At 72.0% G+C, this 20,919-nt stretch carries 14 protein-coding genes; 8 read left to right on the top strand and 6 right to left on the bottom strand.

The annotated features are described in order from the left end of the window. Positions 1 to 340 precede the first annotated feature (340 nt). Entirely contained in the window at positions 341 to 3,760 is a 3,420-nt protein-coding gene (locus ACIO6U_RS29540) for a glycoside hydrolase family 3 C-terminal domain-containing protein (protein WP_401723711.1), read from the top strand. A 123-nt stretch (positions 3,761 to 3,883) separates the two neighbouring features. Here the strand turns inward: ACIO6U_RS29540 and ACIO6U_RS29535 are convergent, their stop codons facing one another. Then, the gene (locus ACIO6U_RS29535; protein WP_401723786.1) at positions 3,884 to 5,377 is read right to left on the bottom strand and encodes a glycoside hydrolase family 76 protein; all 1,494 of its coding nucleotides are present in this window, start codon (positions 5,375 to 5,377) and stop codon (positions 3,884 to 3,886) included. A gap of 287 nt (positions 5,378 to 5,664) precedes the next feature. On the opposite strand from ACIO6U_RS29535, the gene ACIO6U_RS29530 reads away from it, so the two are divergent. Genes ACIO6U_RS29530 through ACIO6U_RS29520 form a run of 3 tightly spaced genes read left to right on the top strand, consistent with a single transcriptional unit; the run spans position 5,665 to position 8,293 of the window. After that, on the top strand, positions 5,665 to 6,894 hold the full coding sequence (locus ACIO6U_RS29530; protein ID WP_355344357.1) for an ABC transporter ATP-binding protein: 1,230 nt from the start codon (positions 5,665 to 5,667) through the stop codon (positions 6,892 to 6,894). Next, positions 6,891 to 7,628: an ABC transporter permease gene (locus tag ACIO6U_RS29525; RefSeq protein WP_355344354.1), complete on the top strand. Its 738-nt coding sequence runs from the start codon at positions 6,891 to 6,893 to the stop codon at positions 7,626 to 7,628. Before ACIO6U_RS29530 ends, ACIO6U_RS29525 begins: the two co-directional genes overlap by 4 nt. After that, a complete protein-coding gene (locus ACIO6U_RS29520; protein WP_391122545.1) occupies positions 7,625 to 8,293 on the top strand; it encodes an ABC transporter permease subunit in 669 nt (222 codons plus the stop codon). Before ACIO6U_RS29525 ends, ACIO6U_RS29520 begins: the two co-directional genes overlap by 4 nt. Before the next feature lie 84 nt (positions 8,294 to 8,377). Here ACIO6U_RS29520 and ACIO6U_RS29515 read toward each other — a convergent pair whose 3' ends face one another. From ACIO6U_RS29515 to ACIO6U_RS29500, 4 genes are read right to left on the bottom strand one after another with little or no spacing between them, the layout of a single operon-like run. Continuing rightward, positions 8,378 to 8,992 (bottom strand): GTP-binding protein, encoded by a 615-nt coding sequence (locus ACIO6U_RS29515; RefSeq protein WP_401723706.1) that lies wholly within the window; start codon positions 8,990 to 8,992, stop codon positions 8,378 to 8,380. Beyond that, positions 8,979 to 9,419 (bottom strand): DUF742 domain-containing protein, encoded by a 441-nt coding sequence (locus tag ACIO6U_RS29510; protein WP_188280651.1) that lies wholly within the window; start codon positions 9,417 to 9,419, stop codon positions 8,979 to 8,981. Before ACIO6U_RS29510 ends, ACIO6U_RS29515 begins: the two co-directional genes overlap by 14 nt. A 36-nt stretch (positions 9,420 to 9,455) precedes the next feature. Continuing rightward, a complete protein-coding gene (locus tag ACIO6U_RS29505) occupies positions 9,456 to 9,947 on the bottom strand; it encodes a roadblock/LC7 domain-containing protein (protein ID WP_355344344.1) in 492 nt (163 codons plus the stop codon). Beyond that, complete coding sequence (locus ACIO6U_RS29500) at positions 9,944 to 12,607, bottom strand: ATP-binding protein (protein WP_401723703.1); 2,664 nt, start codon at positions 12,605 to 12,607, stop codon at positions 9,944 to 9,946. Before ACIO6U_RS29500 ends, ACIO6U_RS29505 begins: the two co-directional genes overlap by 4 nt. 432 nt (positions 12,608 to 13,039) lie before the next feature. On the opposite strand from ACIO6U_RS29500, the gene ACIO6U_RS29495 reads away from it, so the two are divergent. The 3 genes from ACIO6U_RS29495 (at position 13,040) to ACIO6U_RS29485 (ending at position 17,409) form a co-directional block, all read left to right on the top strand. Then, entirely contained in the window at positions 13,040 to 14,011 is a 972-nt protein-coding gene (locus ACIO6U_RS29495) for a glycine betaine ABC transporter substrate-binding protein (RefSeq protein ID WP_391044472.1), read from the top strand. Positions 14,012 to 14,110: 99 nt separating this feature from the next. Further along, a complete protein-coding gene (locus tag ACIO6U_RS29490) occupies positions 14,111 to 15,778 on the top strand; it encodes an aromatic amino acid ammonia-lyase (RefSeq protein WP_401723700.1) in 1,668 nt (555 codons plus the stop codon). Between the two features lie 128 nt (positions 15,779 to 15,906). After that, entirely contained in the window at positions 15,907 to 17,409 is a 1,503-nt protein-coding gene (locus tag ACIO6U_RS29485) for an IMP dehydrogenase (protein WP_401723697.1), read from the top strand. Between the two features lie 3 nt (positions 17,410 to 17,412). Here the strand turns inward: ACIO6U_RS29485 and ACIO6U_RS29480 are convergent, their stop codons facing one another. Further along, entirely contained in the window at positions 17,413 to 18,705 is a 1,293-nt protein-coding gene (locus ACIO6U_RS29480; protein WP_391161568.1) for a DUF4032 domain-containing protein, read from the bottom strand. 176 nt (positions 18,706 to 18,881) lie between these two features. Between ACIO6U_RS29480 and ACIO6U_RS29475 the strand changes: the two genes are divergently transcribed. Further along, the gene (locus ACIO6U_RS29475; protein WP_401723693.1) at positions 18,882 to 20,603 is read left to right on the top strand and encodes a hypothetical protein; all 1,722 of its coding nucleotides are present in this window, start codon (positions 18,882 to 18,884) and stop codon (positions 20,601 to 20,603) included. Positions 20,604 to 20,919 lie beyond the last annotated feature (316 nt).

The raw sequence follows: 20,919 nt of genomic DNA, 5'->3' as shown, positions 1-20,919 counted from the left end.
CCGGAGCCACCCTGCCCCCTGTGACCCCCGCCACCGCAGAAGGCCCCGCCGCCGTGGAAGACCGCGCCGCCGTGGAAGACCGCGCCGCCGCGGAAGGCCCTGCCCCCAAGGAAGGCCCTGCCCCCAAGGAAGGCCCCGCCGCCAGGGAAGGCCCCGCCCCCGCCCCCGTCCCGGCCGCCGGAACCGGGACGGACGCCGGGACCCGAAGGGTCGGCGCGTTCAGAACAGCGTGTCGTGTTCATGTTCTTGACGCTCTTCCTGGGTGAGCGCAGACTTCGAGGCGTTTGCGTTCACCTCCTGAATTCGCCGGCAATGACGCCCCTTTGGAGAACGTATGCGCATGGCTCGTCTCGCGGTCGCAGCAGCCGCTGTCACCGCCCTCGCCGTACCGCTGGCGCTGGCAGGACCCGCGTCCGGCAGCACCGGGCCCGCCGGAGCCGGGCAGCGACCCTGGCTCAACTCCCGGCTCCCGCTGGAGAAACGGATCGACCTGCTGCTCGGGCAGATGACCAACACCGAGAAGGCCACGCTCATGACGGCGGTGGGCGTGCCGAGCGGGTCGCACGCCACCGGCTACATACCGGGCATCGACCGCCTCGGCATCCCCGGCACGCAGTTCACTGACGGCCCCGGCGGCGTACGCGACGGGCAGCCCGCCACCGCGCTGCCGTCCCCGGTCTCGCTGGCCGCGTCCTTCGACACCGAACTCGCCAGGCGGTACGGCACGGTGATGGGCTCGGAGGCCAAGTCCCGCGGCTACCAGGTCATCTACGGCCCCATGGTGAACATCGTGCGCACCCCGCTCGGCGGGCGCGACTTCGAGACCTTCGGCGAGGACCCGGCGCTGGCCGGTGACATCGGCGCGTCCGAGATCGACGGCATCCAGAAGCAGGGCGTCGCCGCGCAGGTCAAGCACTACGCGGGCAACAACCAGGAGAACGGCCGCACGACGACCAGCTCGAACATCGACGAGCGCACGCTGCACGAGATCTACCTGCCCGCCTTCGAGAAGGCCGTCAAGGACGCCCACGTCTGGTCCCTGATGTGCGCCTACAACAAGGTCAACGGCACCTACGCCTGCGAGAACGCGCAGATCCTGCGCGACATCCTGATCGACACCTGGAAGTACGACGGCGTCGTCGACACCGACTACCCGGCCAACCACAGCACCGTGGCCTCCGCGCTGGCCGGTCTCGACCAGGAGTTCAGCGGCACCACCTACTTCCAGCAGCTCCCGGCGGCCGTCGCGGCCGGCCAGGTGCCGCAGTCCGTCCTGGACGACGCGGCCCGCCGCATCCTGCGACTGGAGTTCCGCACCGGGCAGTTCGAGGCCAAGACCCCCACCGCCGTCGACTACGAGGCCGACAGCGCCTTCGCGCGCAAGGCGGCCGAGGACGGCAGCGTCCTGCTGAAGAACAGCGGCAGCACCCTGCCGCTGGACACCAGGAAGCTGAAGTCCCTGGCCGTCATCGGCCCGAACGCCGAGACCGCGGTCACCGGCGGCGGAGGCAGCTCCGCGGTCACCCCGTACAAGAAGGTCGACCCGGTCTCGGGGCTGAAGGCCAGGCTGGGCAGCGGAGTCGACGTCACCTCGGTGAAGGCGGGCGGCGCCGGCGGCTTCCCGGCGATCCCGGCCTCCGCGCTCACCGGCCTCAAGGGCGAGTACTTCGCGAACAAGACGCTCTCCGGGACGCCCGCGGTCACCCGCGACGACCCGGACATCGACTTCGACTGGGTCCTCGGCTCCCCGGCCGACGGCATCCCCGTCGACAACTTCTCCGCCCGCTGGACCGGCACGGTCACCGCGCCCGCCACGGCCGCGTACACCTTCTCCGCGACCAGTGACGACGGCAGCCGGATCTACCTCGACGGACAGCTCATCGTCGACAACTGGTCCGACCACGCGGCCAGTACGGTCAAGAGCGCGCCCGTCCAGCTCACCGCGGGCGAGCCGCACAGCCTGCGCGTGGAGTACTACGACAGCGCCCAGAACGCCTCGGTGACCATCGGCTGGTCCGGGGCAGGACTGCCCGACCCGACCATCCAGGCCGCGGCCGACGCCGCCGCCAAGGCCGACGCGGCCGTCGTCGTGGTCGGCGACTCCTCCAGCGAGGGCTCCGACCGTACGACGCTGGCGCTCCCCGGCATCGAGGACGACCTGATCCGCGCGGTCGCCGCCGCCAACCCCCGTACCGTCGTGGTCGTCAGGGCCGGGGCGCCGGTGCTCATGCCGTGGCTCTCCGACGTCCCCGCCGTGCTCGACATGTGGTACCCGGGCCAGGAGGACGGCAACGCGCTGGCCGCGCTGCTCACCGGCGACGCCGAGCCCGGCGGCCGGCTGCCCGTCAGCTTCCCGAAGTCCGACACGCAGACCGCCGTCGCCGCCGCGCCAGGCCGCTACCCCGCGGTCAACGGCGTGTACGACTACAGCGAACGCCTGGACGTCGGCTACCGCTGGTACGACCAGCAGGGCCAGACCCCGCTCTTCCCGTTCGGATACGGCCTGTCGTACACCACCTTCAAGCAGTCCCGCCTCAGGGTCGACCACGACCGGGTCGAGGCCACCGCCCGCGGCACCCAGCCGGTCCGGGTCTCGGTGGACGTCACCAACACCGGCCGCCGCACCGGCACCGACGTGGTGCAGCTCTACATCGGCTACCCGGCCGGGTCCGGCGAGCCGCCGAAAGCCCTGAAGACCTTCGCCAAGGTCCAGCTCAAGCCGGGCCGGACGAAGACCGTACGGCTGACCCTGTCCGCCGACGCGTTCCGGACGTGGGACGCCGACGCGCACGACTGGACGGTCCTCAAGGGCCGTTACCCGCTGTACGTCGGCCAGTCGTCCGCCGACACCCCGCTGACGTCCGCGGTGACGGTGAGCAGGACGGTCGGCGCGCAGTACACCGCGCTCTCCGTGCCCGCCACCGCCGACGCCGGTGCCTCGTACCCGGTGAAGCAGACCTTCACCAACACCGGCGACTCGACCGTGCGCGACCTCGCGCTGAGCCTGAAGGTCCCGGCCGGCTGGACGGCGACGCCCGCACCCGGCAAGGCCGTCGGCCGTACGGTCGCGCCGCACTCCTCGGTGAGCGCCACCTGGGTCGTCACGGCGCCCGCGAACGCGGTGCCGGGCGCGGCCACACTGACGGGGAAGGCGACGTACGACCTCAGCGGCAGGCAGAGCAGGACCGCGGACGCCGCGACCACCGTCCCGTACGCGACGACGGCCGCCGCGTACAACAACAAGGGGATCAGCGCCGACAGCGATCCGAGTACCGGCACCCTCGACCCCGCCGGTTACAGCTTCTCCGCCACCCAACTGGCGGCGGTCGGCTACACGCCGGGCGCCACGGTGACCGCGGGCGGACTGCCGTACACCTGGCCGGACACGCAGCCGGGCCAGCCCGACAACGTGGCGGCGGCCGGGCAGGTGATCCGGTTGCGGGGGCAGGGCACCCGCCTGGGCCTGCTCGGCACGGGCATCAGCTCCACGCACGCCGGGACGGTCAAGGTGACCTACACCGACGGCACGAGCGCGGACCTCGCGGTCGTCCTGCCCGACTGGTACAGCAACGCGGCCAGCGGCAACAGCCAGTTGGCGGTCACCACGGCCAACTGGAACCGGCCGCCCGGTGACACGCTCGGCGACCACGCCGTCAGCCTGTACACCACGGGCGGCGCGCTCGACCCGGCCAAGACGGTCGCCACGGTGACGCTGCCGAACGACAGCGGCTTCCACGTGTTCGCCCTGTCGGTCGGCTGAGGCCGATACCGAGGCCGAGGCCGAATCCGAGGCCGAATCCGAGGCCGAGCCCGCGCACAGAGAGCCGCCGCCCGTCCCGGACTCCGGGGCGGGCGGCGGCGTGTGACGCTCACGGCGGAGACGTCAGCTCGCCTCGGACGCGGTGAGCGCGTCCAGCGCGCTCTGCTGGCAGCCGTAACCCGTCCCGGCCAGCGGCCCGTTCCAGTGCGGCCCGTACACGTCCAGCGCGTTGCGGTCGTTGGCGTGCGCCGCGTTCGCCTGCGTGCGCAGATACCCGCTGTACGGGCGGTCGGAGAGCTGCTTGTTGAGGTCGCGCAGCCCCCGGACGTACGCGCCCTTGAACGACGCGCCGTCGTTGTCGCACGAGTCGCCCTCGCCCGGCTCGCGCAGCACCCCGCCGGAGTTGACCGCGGTGGACGTGGTCGAGGCGTTGCCGAGGGTGCGCGCGGTGGTCAGCAGCCCGCTGTCGCCGGTCGCCTTGTACAGCTCGCTCAGACCGCCGAGGATCACGCCCTGGTTGTACGTCCACGTCGGCTGGCCGTTGTTGACGCAGGAGTCGTTGAGCCCGTCGTTGACCAGGTGCGAGGAGTTGATCATCCCGCTGCTCTGGAACCAACTCCACTCGCTCCGCGCCCGCCCGAGATAGACGCTGTCACCGGAGATCCGGTTGTGGAGCGCGGCGTTGAGCTGGAGGTACAGCTCGTTGGTGATGGCGTTCTTGTACGCGTTCGTCTCGTTCCACTGCACTCCGCCGCCGCACTTGCTCGTCCAGTAGCCGAACATGTGGTCGGCGTCGGCGCGGGCGGTGTTCAGGTAGCGGCTGTCGCCGGTCAGGTCGTACGCGTCGACCCAGGCCAGGCCCCACCAGCCGGTGTCGTCCAGGTAGTCGTTCCTGAACTGGCCCTCGCGCGCGTTGACGTTGAGGTCGTAGGTGCGCGAGACCGCGTAGCCGTAGCTGGGCATGCCGCTGGTGCGGATGTTGTCGATCACCGAGGTGAGCGCGTTGGCCGCGGTCCACCAGCCGTTGCCGCCGAACAGCCCGGTGCCGCGGTCCCACTTCATCATCAGCGCGGTGGCGGCGGCCGTGCTCCGGCTCCAGGCGTTCCAGTTGGACCTGGCCCACTGGGTGCAGGCGATCTCGGGCCGGTCGCCCGCCTTGCCGCAGGCGCGCAGCGCGCCGACCCCGTTGGTGTTCCAGTCGTCCACGTTGTACATCAGCGTGCGCCAGCCGCTGTTGGCCGCGGGCGTGACGGTGTCGCCGAGCTTGCTGCCGTTTGTCCAGGTGGCGCCGCCGTCGAAGGACCGGTCGAGCCAGACCTCGTCGCCCGGACTGCCGTTGCCGATGGACGCCCAGCCCATGGCATCGTTGTCATCCACATGAAGTTGAATGCTGCGGGAGTAGATCGAGGCGCTGACGGGCACGCGCTCCGAGGGCGCGGCGGCCGGATCGCGCGCGTCGCAGTACGTGTTGCAGATCGCTGTCGCGGCCTGTGCCCTGAAGGTCGTGGGGACCAGACTCAGCAGCAGGCAGGACAGCACGAGGACGAGGACGCGCGAGGAACGCACGCGCGACGGACGGTGGGGGACCGCGTGGTGAGCGGACAGGTGCGCGGGCATGTGTGCGGGCATGGCTCCGCTTCCCGGCGGCTCGGACGCCGCCTGTGCGACGGATGGTGGGGGGTGACCGGGTCCGGGGACCGGGCCGGGCCGCGGGGTCCGGCCAAGTGCCGTCCTCCGGGCCGTGGTCGAGACCAGAACACCCCTATGTCCTGCCCATGTCAAGATGGCCGCCCTGCGTCCCATGGGACGGATGTTCCCCGGAACGGACACATGTGCGGGATAGGCTTTCCGCGCGACGGCCGGAAACAGTCCCCCCAAGCCCAGCCCCGAAGGGGATCAGGAACTTGATACAGATAGATTCGGTGACCAAGCGATACCCCGACGGCACTGTGGCGGTCGACGAACTCTCCCTTGACATACCCGACGGCTCGATCACCGTACTGGTCGGACCCTCCGGCTGCGGGAAGACCACCACCTTGCGGATGATCAACCGGATGGTCGAGCCCAGCGGTGGCCGGATCCTGCTGGACGGCGCCGACATCCACGCGCAGCCGGTCAACGCGCTGCGCCGGTCGATGGGTTACGTGATCCAGAACGCCGGACTCTTCCAGCACCGCACCATCGTGGACAACATCGCGACCGTGCCGCGCATGCTGGGCTGGGACCGCAACCGGGCCAGGAAGCGCGCCAGGGACCTGATGGAACGCGTCGGCCTGGACGCCTCGATGGCCAAGCGCTACCCGTACCAGCTCTCCGGCGGCCAGCAGCAGCGCGTCGGCGTGGCCAGGGCGCTGGCCGCCGACCCGCCCGTCCTGCTGATGGACGAGCCCTTCTCCGCGGTCGACCCGATCGTCCGCAAGGGGCTCCAGGCCGAACTGCTGCGTATCCAGGCCGAGTTGGGCAAGACCATCGTCTTCGTCACGCACGACATCGACGAGGCCATCAAGCTCGGCGACATGGTCGCGGTGCTGCGGACCGGCGGGAAACTCGCCCAGTACGCGCCGCCGGACGAGCTGCTGACCGCCCCCGCCGACGCGTTCGTCGAGGACTTCCTCGGCACCGACCGCGGCATCCGCCGGCTGTCCTTCTTCACCTCGGCGGGACTCGAACTCACCACCGCGCCGATCATCGCCGTCGACTCGAGCTCTGCCCAGGTCGCCGAGCGCACCGCGGCGTCCGACGCCCCGTACCTCCTGGTCACCGACACCGACGGCAGGCCGATCGGCTGGACCGAGCCCGCCGCCGCGGCCAAGGGCGCCGACCGGCTGGACCGCGCCGATCTGCTGCCGCACGGGCGCCCGTTCGTCTTCGGCGAGGAGTCGCTGCGCGACGCGCTGGACTGCGCGGTGCTCTCGCCCACCGGCTGGGCGGTCGCCGTGGACGACACCGGGCGGGTGGTCGGCGTCACCTCGCAGACGACGATCGCCGAGGCCATCCGCGGCGCCCACGCGGAACGCGGCGCGGGCAGGGGCGCCGCGAAGACCGCCGCGTCCGGCGGGCACGGCGGGTCCGGCGCGAAGGCCGCGGACCCGGCCGACGCCGACCCGGAGACCGCTGCCAAGGCCGCCCGATGAGCGAGTACTTCACCATCCCCAGCGACCTCCAGCACTCCTATCTCGGCCTGATCGGCCTGCACTTGCGCGAGGCGCTGCTCCCGGTGCTCTTCGGCACGCTCATCGCGCTGCCGGTCGCCCAGCTCTGCGTCCGCTTCAAGTGGATCTACTCGCCCGTGCTGTGGGTCACGACCGTGCTGTACGCGATCCCGTCGCTCGCCTTCTTCGTCGTCCTCATCGACTACACCGGCGCGACCGAGACCACCGTGATGATCCCGCTGACCGTCTACAGCCTCGTGCTGCTGGTCCCGGCGATCGTGGACGGCGTCCGGTCGGTGCCCGAGGAGACGATGGCCGCCGCGACCGCCATGGGCCTCGGCCCCGGACGCCGTTATCTCCAGGTGCAGTTGCCCATCGCGGTGCCCGCGATCTTCGCCGGGCTGCGGGTCGCGGCCGTGTCCAGCATCAGCCTGGTCAGCGTCGGCGCCCTGATCGGCAACCAGGGAGCGCTCGGCAATCTGCTCACCGACGGCATGTTCTACCACCGCACACCGCTGGTGGTGACCTCCGTGGTCTCCATCGCCGTACTGGGCATGGCGGTCGACGGCGTACTCGTCCTGATCCGCATGCTGCTCACGCCGTGGATGCCGCGCGGCGGACAGGCCAGGCGCAAGGGCGTACCGCTGTCGGAACCGGCGGAGCCCGCCTCACGACCCGCGCCCACCGCGCCCACCCTGAAGGACGCCGCCCGATGAACGTCCTGCACTTCGTCAACGCCTTCTTCAGCGACGGCTCGCACTGGCACGGCGCCGACGGCATCCCGCACCGGCTGTTCGAGCACGTCCAGTACAGCCTCATGGCCCTCGCCATCGCCGCCGCCATCGGACTGCCGATCGGCATGTTCACCGGCCACACCGGACGCGGCGGGAACGCGCTGGCGGCCATCGCGACCGCCGCGCGGGCGCTGCCGAGCTTCGGCCTGCTGGTGCTGATCACCGTCTGGGTCGGCATCGGCCTGACCCCGGTGATGATCCCGCTGGTCGCGCTCGCGGTGCCGCCGATCCTGGTCACCACCTACGAGGCCGTGCGCACCGTCGACCCCTCGCCGGTCGACGCGGCCCGCGGCATGGGCATGAGCACCACGAGCGTGCTCTTCCAGGTCGAACTGCCGGTCGCGCTCCCGCTGATCCTCAGCGGCCTGCGCTCCGCGGCGATCCAGGTGGTCTCCACCGCGTCGATCGCCGCGTACGTCAGCTTCGGCGGTGTCGGCCGCTACATCATCGACGGCCTCTACCAGCGCAACTACGAGAAGGTCGTCGGCGGGGCGACCCTCGTGGCGGGCCTCGCCCTCGCCACGATCGGCCTGTTCTGGCTGGTCAACCGGCTCGTGGTGTCCCCGGGAGTGCGCCGCGGCGGCTGACCGCCGGGCAGCGCGAAGGAGCAGGGGGAAGCCACGCGGGAGCGGTGGGGGAACGGTCGGGGGCCGTACGGCAACGGCCCCCGCTCAGCCCTCCGCGCGCGCCAGCGCCAGCTCCAGGACGACCAGCAGCGCGTCCCGTACCGAACCGCGCTCGCGCGCGTCGAAGGTGAACACCGGCACCTGCTCGGCGATGTCCAGCGCCCAGCGCACCTCGTCCATGGCGTGCTCGACGTGCCCGTCGAAAGCGTTGACGGCGACGGCGAACGGGATCGCCTTGTGCTCGAAGTAATCGACGGCGGCGTAGCAGTCGTCGAGCCGCCGGGTGTCGACGATGACGAGCCCGCCGAGCGCGCCCTCCACCAGGTCGTCCCACATGAAGCCGAAACGGTCCTGCCCCGGCGTGCCGAACAGGTACAGCTTCAGCGACGCGTCGATCGTGATGCAGCCGAAGTCCATGGCGACCGTGGTGGTCGTCTTGTGCGGCGTGTGGCTGAGGTCGTCCACGCCCGCGGCGACCTCGGTGATGGCCGCCTCCGTGGTCAGCGGCCTGATCTCGGAGATCGACCCGACGGTGGTGGTCTTGCCGACACCGAAGCCGCCCGCGATCACCATCTTCACCGGCAGCGGCGGCCGGACGGCGGTCGGCAGCCCTGAGTCGGTCCTGCGGGCGCCCCGGCCCGCCGGCTCACTCGGTGTCACGTAATGCCCCCCTGGAGTCGGGGATGGTGCGGAGCCCATCGATAACCCTTCGCAGTACGGAGATGTCCTGGGCGATGTCGGAGCTGGGAACGTAGACCGACAGATGGCCGCCGGACTGGAGGTCCTCGGCCAGCACGCGGACCACGTTCAGATGCAGGCGGAGCTTGGCCGCGATCTCCGCCAGCGACTGCGGCACGCGGCAGAGCGCGACGATGTCGTGCTCCTCGAAGGAGAGCCCGTCGAGCGCCCCGACACCGGCCGCGGTCGTCACCACCTGGGTCTCGACCGGGATCGGCGGTCCCGACCTGGTGCCGGCCACCCGGCCCGCGGTGACCAGGAACGGCCGTACCGCGGGTGCCCGGCCGACCGGGTCGTCGGCGGAGCCCGTACGGGACCCCTCGCCGACTGGCGTGTCACCGGCCGCCATGTGCCTGCCTCCTCCTTCTGCTCTCCTCGCTTTTCGCTAGTCCCAGGACCGGCCGCGCGGGGACGGAACGGCGACGCTGTTCTTGAGTTCGAGGACGAGCTGCGGGCTGAGGGCGGCGCCCGCGCGGTTGGCGAAGACCGTCATCTCGTAGGCGATGTTGCCGAGCTTGGCTTCCTTGGAGGTGACGACGCCGAGCACCGCGCCGCTGCCGATCGCGGAGACCAGCACATGGCCGTCCTCCAGATCGATGATCACCTTGTTGAGGCCGCCGAGACCGTAGTTGCCCGCCGCGCCCGCCGCCAGGCTCGTGATGCCGGAGACGATGGCCGCAAGCCGCTCGGAGTCGGCCGCGTCGCGCAGTTGCGAGACGGCGATGAGCAGGCCGTCGGAGGATACGGCGATGGCGTCGACCACGCCCGCGGTCTCGGTGGCGAAACGGTTCAGCAGCCAGGTGAAGTCGGCTGCGGCGGCGCGCAGATCGGCGGGCGGGTCCTGTCCGGCCGGGGTCCCACCTGTCGGCGATGTCACTGGTCCGCTCCTTCCGGAAGCCCTGCTTGGCTGTTCGTCGTACCGGGTGCCGTGCCGCTCGCGACGTCACGGTTGGCCCGCTCCACTGCGGCCTCGAACTCGTCGAGTTCCGAGCGGACTTCTTCTGCGTCTGTCTGACGGGGGGCCCGGCGCGCGGCCGCGCGTCCCGCGTCGGTCAGTGTGGTGGCGAGCGTGGCACCGCGCACCCGGCGGCGCAGCGGACGGGCGCCGCCGTCCTCGCCGTCGCTCGGGGGCCGGTCCTGCTCGGAGTGGGGGGCGGTGGGTCCGCCCGCCGCGGGCGCCGGGGCGGCCGGGGTCTCCTCGGCCGCCTGGCGCTGCGGGACGCGGCGGGGGAGCGGGGTCAGGCCGTCGCGGCCGTCGCCCGGTCCGCCGGTGCCGCCGGGTTCGCCCGGTCCGGCTGATCCTGATCCGTCGCGTCCGTCGTCGCGTCCTGCCGCCGGTTCCGGCGCGCGCGGCGCGGGCACCGGGGCGGGGCCCGCGGGTGTCGCGGGTGTCGTGGGGGAGCCTGCCGCGGGCGTACCGGCCCACGACGGCGCGGTACGGCGTTCGGGCAGCGCGACCGTCTCCTCGGCCTCGACGTGGCGGGGAGCCGCGACGGCCTCCCGCGCGCCGCCGACGGCCTTGGCGGCCGGAGCCGCCCCCTCTGCGACGGGCTCCGCGAACGGGCTCATGAGCAGCAGCAGCGTCGCCGGGATCGTCACCCGGCTGGTGACACCGCCGCCGGGCGTCCGCGTCAGCGTGACCCGTATGCCCCAGCGCCGGGCCAGGCTGCCGACCACGAAGAGGCCGAGCACCTTCGTCGGCACCAGGTCGAGGCGCTCGCGGCGGATCAGCCGGGCGTTCTCCTCCGCCAGCCGCTCCGCGCTCATGCCCAGGCCGTGGTCGGTGATCTCGATCAGCGCGCCCTCGGCGCCGTCGCGCACCGACACCTCGACGGGGCTGCGGGCCGGGGAGAACGCCACGGCGTTCTCCAGGAGTTCGGCCAGCATCAGCGTCAGGTCGGCGATGATGTCGGGCGCGACCGTGACGTCGGTGTCCGCGAGCAGCGAGACCCGCTGGTAGCCCTCGATCTGGCCGAGCGCGGCGCGTACGACGTTGGTCAGCGCGGTGGGGCTGGCGTCCAGGCCCGCCTCGCGGATACCGGCGAGCAGCATCAGGCTGTCGGCGTTGCGCTGGAGGCGTACGGCCAGGTGGTCGATCCGGTACAGCCGGTCGAGCAGCGCGGGGTCGGTCTCGCCGCGCTCCAGGGCGTCGATCAGGGTGAGTTGACGGGCCGTCAGGTTGCTGACGCGGCGGCCGACGTTGCCGAACATCTCGGCCACGTTGCGGCGGCTGAGCACCTGGCGTTCCAGCAGCGCCGCCGCGGTGGACTGCACGCGGTTGAACGCCTCGGCCAGGTCGCCGATCTCGTCGTGCGCGGTGACCGGCACCTCCTGGAGGCGCGGCGCCCCCGCGAAGTCCGCGTCGTCGTCGGCGACCCGGGCCAGTTCCTGCCCGGCCACCTCGGCGACCTCCGTCGCGGCCCCGGTCAGCACCTGCACCGGCCGGATCACCGAGCGGCGTACGGCCACGGAGAAGGCCAGCCACAGCACGAACGCCAGCAGCGCGCCGCCGAGCAGCCACGCGGCCCGCCACCAGGCGTCGTCGGACGCCCGGTCGGCGCGGTGCGCGATCTGGTCGATCAGCGAGCCGGTGATCTTCAGCCGGGTCTGCGCCTGCTTCTGGTAGTCCGGGTAGGACTTGAGGGCCTTGGTGAAGGCCGCCCGCACCTGCGCGGGGCCGCTGGCCTCCAGCGCGCTCGGGTCGATCTGGAGGCCAGCGTACTGGAGCGCGATGCCGTTCCAGACCGGGTTCATCTCGATCCCGGCCAGCTCCGTGCGCTGCGCGTCGCTGGCGAACCGCCCGAAGCGGCTGGCCTGGGAGACGTAGAGCTGCTGGTAGCCGACCGCGTTGTTGAACTCGATCAGCGCGTTGGTGTCACCGGTCTGCGCGGAGAAGACGCTGGTCTCGAAGGAGGCGTGCGCGGCCTCCGCACGCAGCAGCGAGTCCAGCATGCTGCCGGTGCGGGTCGAGCTGAGGTTCTTGTTCAGATCGAGGCCGAGGCCGTCGATCAGGCCGTCCACGGTCGCGGTGTACGCCGGGTCGATGTTGTCCGCGGGCAGATAGCTCTGCTCGATGGTGCTCCGCAGGCTGCCGAGGCCGCTGATCTCCTTGAGGACCTGGGCCTCCGCGGCGGGCAGCCGCGATCCGAAGGTGGCGCGTACGTTCTCCACCTGCGCGTCCACGGCGGTGCGCGCCTGCCGGTAGGCGATCAGCGACGGGCGCTTGCCCGAGGTGGCCGATTCGTAGCGCACGGACAGCAGCAGAGCCTGCTGGTGCTCGGTCTCGACCAGGTCGACGAGTTCGGCGACCTGGCGGCTGTCGCGGACGAGCTGCGCGGCCGAGGCCGCGTCCTGGGCCTGGCCGACGAGGCCGGTGATCACGTAGGCGAGCAGCATCGCGACCACGACAAGCGGAACGCCGACGAGGACGTTGAGCTTGCGCCGGAACGGCCAGCGGTCGGCGAAGTTCCGTACCCCGCCCCTGACGTGTGGCTCCGGGTCAGGACGTGCCGACCCGTCCACCTCGTGCACGGACACCAAGCCTCCTCCGGAACCGCTTACCGGCTCGCCGACAACCGGACACGACGACAGTGGCGCATAATGAACGCTTCTGTACGTAACCGGAATGAAGTGACCGGATACTCCCCGCGGTTGTCCGAGCACCTGACCAACGTCGGGGAGACTACCTCCTCTTGACCACGACTACCTGACCACACCATCAATAATTTGTTACGGACACGACCGTACGGAACGGGAATCACCGACCAATCCACCGGTGTTCAGACATCGATGCCGATCGGTGATCAGGCTGCTCTTGACTGACGCGGAAGCGGCTGGATTGGATCGCTGGGTAGCACTCGCAACCGCACGTGTGTGCGTACTCGACGTACGTCCGCGTGTGTGGGTGCGCCTACGCCACGAGTACGCCCGATCAGAGACCGAAACTCCCCGAGCCCGGAAGCGGAAATCGTGACCTCTCACGTGAAGAGCACCTGGTCCAGCCCGAGCCACATACGCCGCCTCGCGGCGGTCGCCGTCGTCGCCGCCGTCGCGGCGCCCCTGCTCGCGGGTTGTGGTGACTCCGGCTCCGACAAGGCCAAGGACCCGCTGGCCGGGTCGAAGGCGAGCGGCGACACCGTGGTCGTCGGCTCCAACAACTTCCCCGAGAGCATCCTCATCGCCGACATCTACGGCGAGGCCCTGAAGGCCAAGGGGATCAAGGTCAGCTACAAGCCGAACATCGGCAGCCGGGAGACCACCTACGGCCTGCTGAAGAACGGTTCGCTGACCGTACTGCCGGAGTTCAACGGCGCACTTCTGGCATACCTGGACGCCAAGGCCACGCCCAAGACGGCCCAGGCCACCAACGAGGCGGCACTCGCCAAGCTCGACCCGAAGCTGACGCTGCTCGACATGGCACCGGCCGAGGACAAGGACTCCCTGACGGTCAACGCGGCCACCGCGGCGAAGTACAAGCTGACCGAGAAGTCCACCATCGCGGACCTGGCGAAGTACGGCTCCGAGATCACCATCGGCGCCTCGCCCGAGTTCCAGACCCGGCAGCAGGGCCTGGTCGGCCTGAAGTCGGTCTACAACCTCACGCCGAAGTCGTTCAAGGCGCTCGACGCGGGCGGTCCGCTGACCGCGGCGGCGCTCAAGAACAACAACGTGCAGGCCGCCGACGTCTTCACCACGGACCCGACCATCGAGAAGGAGAAGTTCGTCGTCCTCCAGGACCCGGAGAACCTCTTCGGCTTCGAGAACGTGATCCCGCTGGTCTACAAGAGCGGTCTGTCCAAGGAGGGCGTCGCCGCGCTCAACGCGGTGTCGGCGAAGCTCGACACGGCGGCCCTGCTCAGCCTGGACACCCAGGTGCAGAGCGACAACAAGGACCCGCTGGAGGTCGCCAAGACCTGGCTGACCTCCGTCGGCCTCGGCTGACCGCGGCAGCGGGACCGATACAGCGCAGTGGGTACAGCCTCTGATTCCGAGACGCCGACGCACCGCACGACGGCGCCCTCCGCCGAGGAGGGAGCCTTCGTGGTGCTCGACGGCGCCGGCCTGGACGCCGACGCCGTGACGCGGATCGCGGACCGGACGGCCGTACCCACCGTGCCGCCCGAGGCGCTGGCCCGCGCGGACCGCTCCTGGCGGGCCGCGCGGCAGGCCGCCGCCGCGGGCCGGATGTACGGGCGGCACACCGGCGTCGGCGCGAACCGGCTCGTGCCGGTCAGCGACGAGGACCAGGCGGGACAGGACCTGCGGCTGCTGCGCAGCCATGCGGGCGGGGTCGGGGCGCTGCTCCCGGCCCGCCAGGTGCGTGCCGCGCTCGCCGTCCGCGCCAACCAGGCGCTGGCGGGCGGCTCCGCGCTCCAACCGGCCGTCGTGCAGGCCCTGGTGGAGGCGCTGCGGCTCGGTGTGCACCCGGCGGTCAGCGAGTACGGGGCCGTCGGCACCGGGGATCTGACGGCGCTCGCCGAGACCGGTCTCGCGCTGATCGGCGAACGGCCTTGGCTGCACGAGGACTTGGGGCGGCAGCCGGATCCCGCGGACGCCTTCCGCGAGGGGCCGTGGCCGTCGCCGTCGCCGCAGTCCTCGCCGTCGCCCTCGCGGGCACCTTCGCCGTCGCCTTCGCCGTCGTCCGGTCCGTCGCCCGACGGTGAAGTGCCGCCGTCCGCCGGTGGGTTGGACCCGGCCGTCGCGCTCGACCCGGCCGCGGTGCCCGCGCCCTTCCCCGGCCGCGTCACCCTCCAGCAGGGCGACGCGCTCGCGCTGATGAGCAGCAGCGCCTTCACCCTCGGGCAGGCCGCGCTGGTCTGCCACGACCTGGACATCCTGCTGCGCGCCTCGCACGCCGTGACGGCCCTCTCGCTCGCCGCCGTCTCCGGCTCGCTCGAGGCGTACGCGGCGCCCGCCCTCGCCATCCGCCCCTATCCGGGCGCGCTGCACGCCGGGGCCGAGGTCCGCAGACTGCTCGGCGTCCCCGACCGGCCGCGCGCCACCGGCCGCCGCATCCAGGACCCGTACGGCTTCCGGGCCTTCCCGCAGGTGCACGGCCCGGCGCTGGAGGCGGCCTGGGCACTGCGCCGGATTCTGGACGTCGAGGTCAACTGCCCCTCGGAGAACCCGCTGATCGGCGAGGAGGGACCGGACGGCGGGCCGGTCGCGTACCACCACGGCGGTTTCATGGCCACGCCCGTCGGGCTCGCGCTCGACCACCTCTGTCTCGCCGTACTCCAGACCGCACAGCTGTCCGCCGCGCGGCTGACCGCCTTCGGAGACCCCGAGATCACCGGCCTGCGCTCCTACCTCGCCGGGGGCTCGGCGGCCAGCTCGGGCATGATGATCCTGGAGTACAGCGCCAATTCCGCCCTCGCGGAGATACGCGCCAGCGCCGTACCGGCCTCGGCCGGGCACGCGGTGCTCTCGCGCGGGGTCGAGGAGGCCGCGAGCTTCGCCTCCCAGGCCACCCGGCAGGCGCTGCGCGCCGTGGACGCCTACCGGCTCGTGCTCGCCTGCGAACTCGTCGCCGCCGTACGGGCGTTGCGGCTGCACCCGGCGCTTCCCGTGCTGTCGGCGGGCGCCGGTACGCACGCGCCGGTCTTCGCCGTCCTGGACTCCGCGCTGCCGACGGCCACCGAGGACCGGGCGCTGACCCCCGACGTGTCGCTCGCGGTGGACCTGCTGCCGGAGCTGGCGGCGCTCTGACATCCGCCGCCGGGAGCGCGCGGAAGCGGCGGCGCTCTGACATCCGCCCGCCGGGGACCCGCGGAAGGCGACTGACCTGCGGCAGGGCGCCGCGCGGCGGACGGGCGGCGCCTGTAGAGTCCGGGTGCATGGCTCAGATCATCGAAGGGGTCTCGCGCACCTTCAACGAGTTCCTGCTGCTGCCCAACCGGACGCGGACGGACTGTTCGCCGGAGGCGGTGGACCTGCGGACACCCCTGGTCCGGCACGCGCGGGACGAGCCGTCGCCGATCGAGCTGCGGACCCCGTTCACGTCCGCGATCATGCAGTCGGTGAGCTCTCCTGAGCTGGCCATCGCGCTCGCGCGCGACGGCGGGCTGAGCTTCCTGCACCACAACCGGCCGGTGGCCGACCAGGTCGCGGACGTCCGCGCGGTGAAGAACTTCAAGGCCGGATTCGTGGTCAGCGACACCAACGTACGGCCGCAGGACCCGCTGGGCCGGCTGCGGGAGCTGATGCGGACCACCGGTCACAGCACGGCCGCCGTCACCCACGACGGCACCGGCACCGGGCGGCTGCTGGGCCTGGTGACCTCCCGCGACTTCCACCCGCAGCGCCACCGGTCCGACGAGCCGGTCTCCAGCCGGATGGTCCCGGTCGACGTCCTCGCCTGCGCGACCGACGACATCACCTTGTCGCAGGCCAACTCCCGGCTGTGGGACGAGCGTCTGGACTGCCTGCCGGTGGTCGACGCCGAGGGCCTCCTGCGCTACCTGGTCTTCCGCTCCGACTACTCGGACAACAAGCGCTTCCCCCACCAACTGGTCGACCAGGACAAGAGGTTGCGGGTCGGCGCGGGCGTCAACACGCACGACTACCGCGAGCGCGTCCCGCGACTGGCCGAGGCCGGGGCCGACGTGCTCTGCTTCGACTCCTCCGACGGCTTCAGCGACTGGCAGGCCCAGGCGATCGCGTGGTCGAAGGAGCACTTCCCGCGGATCCCGGTCGGCGGCGGCAACGTCGTGGACGGCGAGGGCTTCCGCTTCCTCGCCGAGGCGGGCGCCGACTTCGTCAAGGTCGGCGTCGGCGGCGGTTCCATCTGCATCACCCGCGACCAGAAGGGCATCGGCCGCGGCCAGGCCAGCGCCGTCCTCGACGTCGCCGCCGCCCGCGACGCCTTCGCCGAGCGGACCGGCCAGTACGTGCCGATCTGCTCCGACGGCGGCCTGGTGCACGATTACCACATGTCCCTGGCCCTCGCGAAGGGCGCCGACTTCGTCATGATGGGCCGCTACTTCGCCCGCTTCGACCAGGCACCCGGCGCCAAGCTCCCCACCCGCGACGGCTTCGTCAAGGAGTACTGGGGCGAGGGCTCCAGCCGCGCCCGCAACTGGCAGCGCTACGAACAGGGCGGCCAGGGCCTGGTCTTCGAAGAGGGCGTGGACGGTTACGTCCCCTACGCGGGTGACCTCAGCGAAGGTCTCGCCGTCACCGTCGCCAAGATGAAGGCCACCATGGTCTCCTGCGGCGCCCTGACCGTCCGCGACTTCCAGGCCACCGCCCGCCTCACCGTCGTCTCCGAACAGAGCTTCCAGGAAAGCCACGCCACGGTCGCCCTCCGCGACCCCACCGACTCCTTCGACCGCGCCTGACGGTCAGTCGCCCGCTGCGGGCGACACCGGCTCGGCCGGTTCCTCGGCTTCCGCCGCCTCGACGGGCGCCAGGACCGCCGCCGGGTCGGGGAGGTGGGGGAGGACTTCGGTGGTGTAGCTCTCGACCGTGGCGTCGAGGCCCACGTCGCGCTGGGCGCGTTCGGAGAGGTACCAGCGGTGTTCGAGGAGTTCGTGGTAGACCTGCGCCGGGTCGACGCGGGCGCGCAGGTCCTGGGGGACGGAGCGGACGGCGGGGCGGAAGACGTCGCGCAGCCAGCGGTGGGCGAGGACTTCGGGGCGGGCGGCGGGCAGGCCGTCGGCGGGGGCGTGGTCGTCCTGGGTGGCCATCCAGGACTCCAGGTCGTTGAGGAGGCTGCGGGCCTGGTTCTCCTCGGTGTCGAGGCCGGTCAGGCGCAGGAGTTGGCGCTGGTGGTGGCCCGCGTCGACGACCTTGGGCAGGAAGGTCACGGTGTCGCCCCCGGGTGAGCGCTCGATCTGCATCTCGGCGACGTCGAAGCCGAGGTCGTTCAGGCGGCGGATTCTGCGGTCGATGTAGTGCCGCTTGCTGGCCGGGTAGACGGACTCGCGGGTCAGCTCGTGCCACAGGTCGGCGTAGCGGCGGACGATCGCCTCGCCGAACGGGACCGGGTCGACCGAGGGGTGCAGGGAGCCGCCCGCTTCGAGGTCCATCAGCTCGCCCGCGATGTTCACCCGGGCCAGCTCGATGTCGTACTCCCGCTGCCCGCGCGTGAGTTCGGGCTGGATCTGCCCCGTCTCGGCGTCCACCAGGTAGGCGGCGTACGCGCCCGCGTCACGGCGGAAGAGCGTGTTGGACAGCGAGCAGTCGCCCCAGGCGAAACCGACCAGGTGGAGCCGTACGAGGAGGACGGCGAGCGCGTCCAGCAGGCGGTTGACGGTGTCGGGGCGCATCGTCGTCTCGAACATCGAGCGGTACGGCAGCGAGCCGTTCAGATGCCGGGTGATGAGCGCGGGCTCCAGCGGGGTGCCGTCGGCGGCGGCCCGGCCGGTCACCACCGCGATCGGGTCCACGGCCGGTATCGCGAGCCGGTCGAGGTCGCGCAGCAGCCCGTACTCGCGCACGGCCGCCCACTCGCTGACCTCCTTGATCGCCACGACCTCGTCCCCGGCCCGCGCGAAGCGCACGACGTGCCGGGAGATGCCGCGCGGCAGCGCGACCAGTGAGGTGTCCGGCCACTCCTCCAGCGGCAGGTTCCACTCCAGGTCGAGCAGCGCCGACGGGTGCTCCGCGTCGGTGGCGGTGATCTGCAACGGCATGGTGTGCGCCTCTCGCTTCCTGGTCCGGTCCGGCCGTCCCCGATGCTGCCATGCCCCGCCGGGGAGGCGGTGGCGCCCACCCGGCCATACTCGGTATACATACTCAGTATGTATACCGAGTATGGCCTTTCCCTGCCGACCCGCTGTCCCCGCCGCTTCCGGGGAAGGCGTCCGCTATGAGTGATGTGTCGGTCGTTCAGCCCGCGGTGCTGCCGCGGCCCACGCAGCGGACAGGACAGGTACGGCCGGCCCCACGACGCAGGCGCTGGCCGGTCCCGGCGCTGGCGGTCGCCTGCGCGGCGCCGCTGTACGCGCTCTGGGCGTGGCTGCTGGCCACGGGCGGCGGCGACCTCGCGGCCCAGGTCGCGTGGGCCGGTTTCGCGGGGCGGCATCCGGGCACGCCGTACAACCTCGCCTGGTACGGCGGCATGCACACGATGGACTACAGCGTGCTCACCCCGCCGCTGATGGCGTACGCCGGGGTCCGGGCCGTCTCGGTCGCGGCCGGTCTGGCGGCGACGTGGGCGATGGCCGTGCTCCTCGTCCGCTCCGGCGTGCGGCGGCCGATGGTCCCAGCGCTGCTGGGCGCCGTGTGCCAGTGGTGCGACGTGGCCTCGGGGCGTACGACCTTCGCGGTCGGCGCGGCCTTCGGGCTGCTGGCGCTGTGCCGGGTGCGACGGGCGCCGGACCGCTGGGCGGGCGCCGCGGTCCTCGCGGCGCTGACGGCGATGTCCAGCCCGGTCGCCGCCCTCTTCCTGTGGGTCGCGGGCGCGGGCCTGCTGGCGGCGGGCCGCCGCGCCGCCGCGCTCGCCCTGGCGGCGCCGCCGGTGCTGGTGCTGGGCGCGGTGTACGTGCTCTTCCCCTTCCAGGGCGAGCAGTTGATGAGCGCCGACGCGGCGGTCTGCCCGCTGGTGACCTCCCTGGCGCTGGCCCTGGCCGCGCCGCGGTCCTGGCGCACGGTCCGGGTGGGCGCGGTCGCGTACGCGCTCGGCACGGCGCTCACCGCCTGCGTGGCCTCGCCCGTCGGCACCAACGTCGAGCGGCTGGCCGGGATCGCCGGACTGCCGCTGCTGGCCGCCGCGCTGATGGAACGCGTGGCCCGACCCCCGCGCGGCGGCTCGTACGTGCGCCTGGACCGGGGCCCGACCCGTACGGCCGGCCGCGCCCCCGTGCTCGGCGCGGTCCTCGTCGTCGTGCTGACCGGCGCGCTCGGTCACAACGGCTACGCGCTGGCGGCCAAGACCGGCAGGGAACTGCGCATGTCCACCGCCGTCCCCGACTGGGCCTCGCACACCGAGGGGGTGACCCGCGCGCTGCGCGGACTGCGCGCCGAGCGGCACCGTATCGAGGTCGTTCCGGCCCGCGATCACCGCGAGTCGACGCTCTTCGCCGACGTCGCCCAGATCGCCCGCGGCTGGAACCGCCAACTCGACGTGAAGAGGGACCGGTTGTTCTACGGCGGGACGCTGCCGGACGGGAAGCTTCCGGCCGCCGCCTACCGCCGCTGGCTCGACGACTGGGCGGTGGCGTATGTCGTGCTGCCCCACGGCGACGTGGGCGGTCCCGGCGCGGCGGAGGCCGCGCTGCTCGCGCCCGCCGCCCGCCCCGACTGGCTGCGGCCGGTCTGGCGGGACCCGTACTGGACGGTCTTCGCGGTGGAGCGCCCGGTGCCGCTGGCCTCGGCGCCCGCGCGCGTGCTGCGGGCGGGTGAGGCCGACGTGACGGTCCGGCTGCCGAAGGCCGGGAGCACCGTCGTCCGCGTCGCCTGGTCGCCCTGGTTCCGGGTGACCGGCGGATGCGTGAGCCGCGCGGGCCACTGGACGCGGATCACCGCGCCGTCCGCCGGCGACTACCGCCTATACAGCATATACAGTCGCGCTAAAAGGAGTTGCGGATAAAAAAGACGCTGTCTTTGCGAACCCGCGCGCATATGCCGACACCCGACGGACATCTTCGTGCGGGTGCGCGCGAGCATGTGTAGGGTATACGTTGTACACATGCTCAACCATGCCCCATGGGGCAATTGACGGCACCGGCACCGACCGCGATCATCGGCCAGCACCCTGGATCGGCCTGTCCGCCGACGCGGGGCGCCTCGGCAGCGGTGCTTCCACCACGGCATGGTCACCATCCATAGTCAGCAGCCAGATTCGCCGGATACGGCGACTTTCCACACTCTGGAGTCGGCATGACCGAAACGCCCCACCCCCCCGC

It is taken from the genome of Streptomyces sp. NPDC087422 (assembly GCF_044744145.1).
In the GTDB taxonomy this organism is placed as follows: domain Bacteria; phylum Actinomycetota; class Actinomycetes; order Streptomycetales; family Streptomycetaceae; genus Actinacidiphila.
This window is presented reverse-complemented; position numbering and strand designations above follow the sequence as displayed.

What these genes read in the sequence shown, in the direction of transcription:
- ACIO6U_RS29475 (WP_401723693.1), top strand. Translation starts at nt 18,882, where the DNA reads ATGAGTGATGTGTCGGTCGTTCAGCCCGCGGTGCTGCCGCGGCCCACG.
- ACIO6U_RS29520 (WP_391122545.1), top strand. Translation starts at nt 7,625, where the DNA reads ATGAACGTCCTGCACTTCGTCAACGCCTTCTTCAGCGACGGCTCGCAC.
- ACIO6U_RS29480 (WP_391161568.1), bottom strand. Translation starts at nt 18,705, where the DNA reads ATGCCGTTGCAGATCACCGCCACCGACGCGGAGCACCCGTCGGCGCTG.
- ACIO6U_RS29525 (WP_355344354.1), top strand. Translation starts at nt 6,891, where the DNA reads ATGAGCGAGTACTTCACCATCCCCAGCGACCTCCAGCACTCCTATCTC.
- ACIO6U_RS29510 (WP_188280651.1), bottom strand. Translation starts at nt 9,419, where the DNA reads ATGGCGGCCGGTGACACGCCAGTCGGCGAGGGGTCCCGTACGGGCTCC.
- ACIO6U_RS29535 (WP_401723786.1), bottom strand. Translation starts at nt 5,377, where the DNA reads ATGCCCGCGCACCTGTCCGCTCACCACGCGGTCCCCCACCGTCCGTCG.
- ACIO6U_RS29485 (WP_401723697.1), top strand. Translation starts at nt 15,907, where the DNA reads ATGGCTCAGATCATCGAAGGGGTCTCGCGCACCTTCAACGAGTTCCTG.
- ACIO6U_RS29540 (WP_401723711.1), top strand. Translation starts at nt 341, where the DNA reads ATGGCTCGTCTCGCGGTCGCAGCAGCCGCTGTCACCGCCCTCGCCGTA.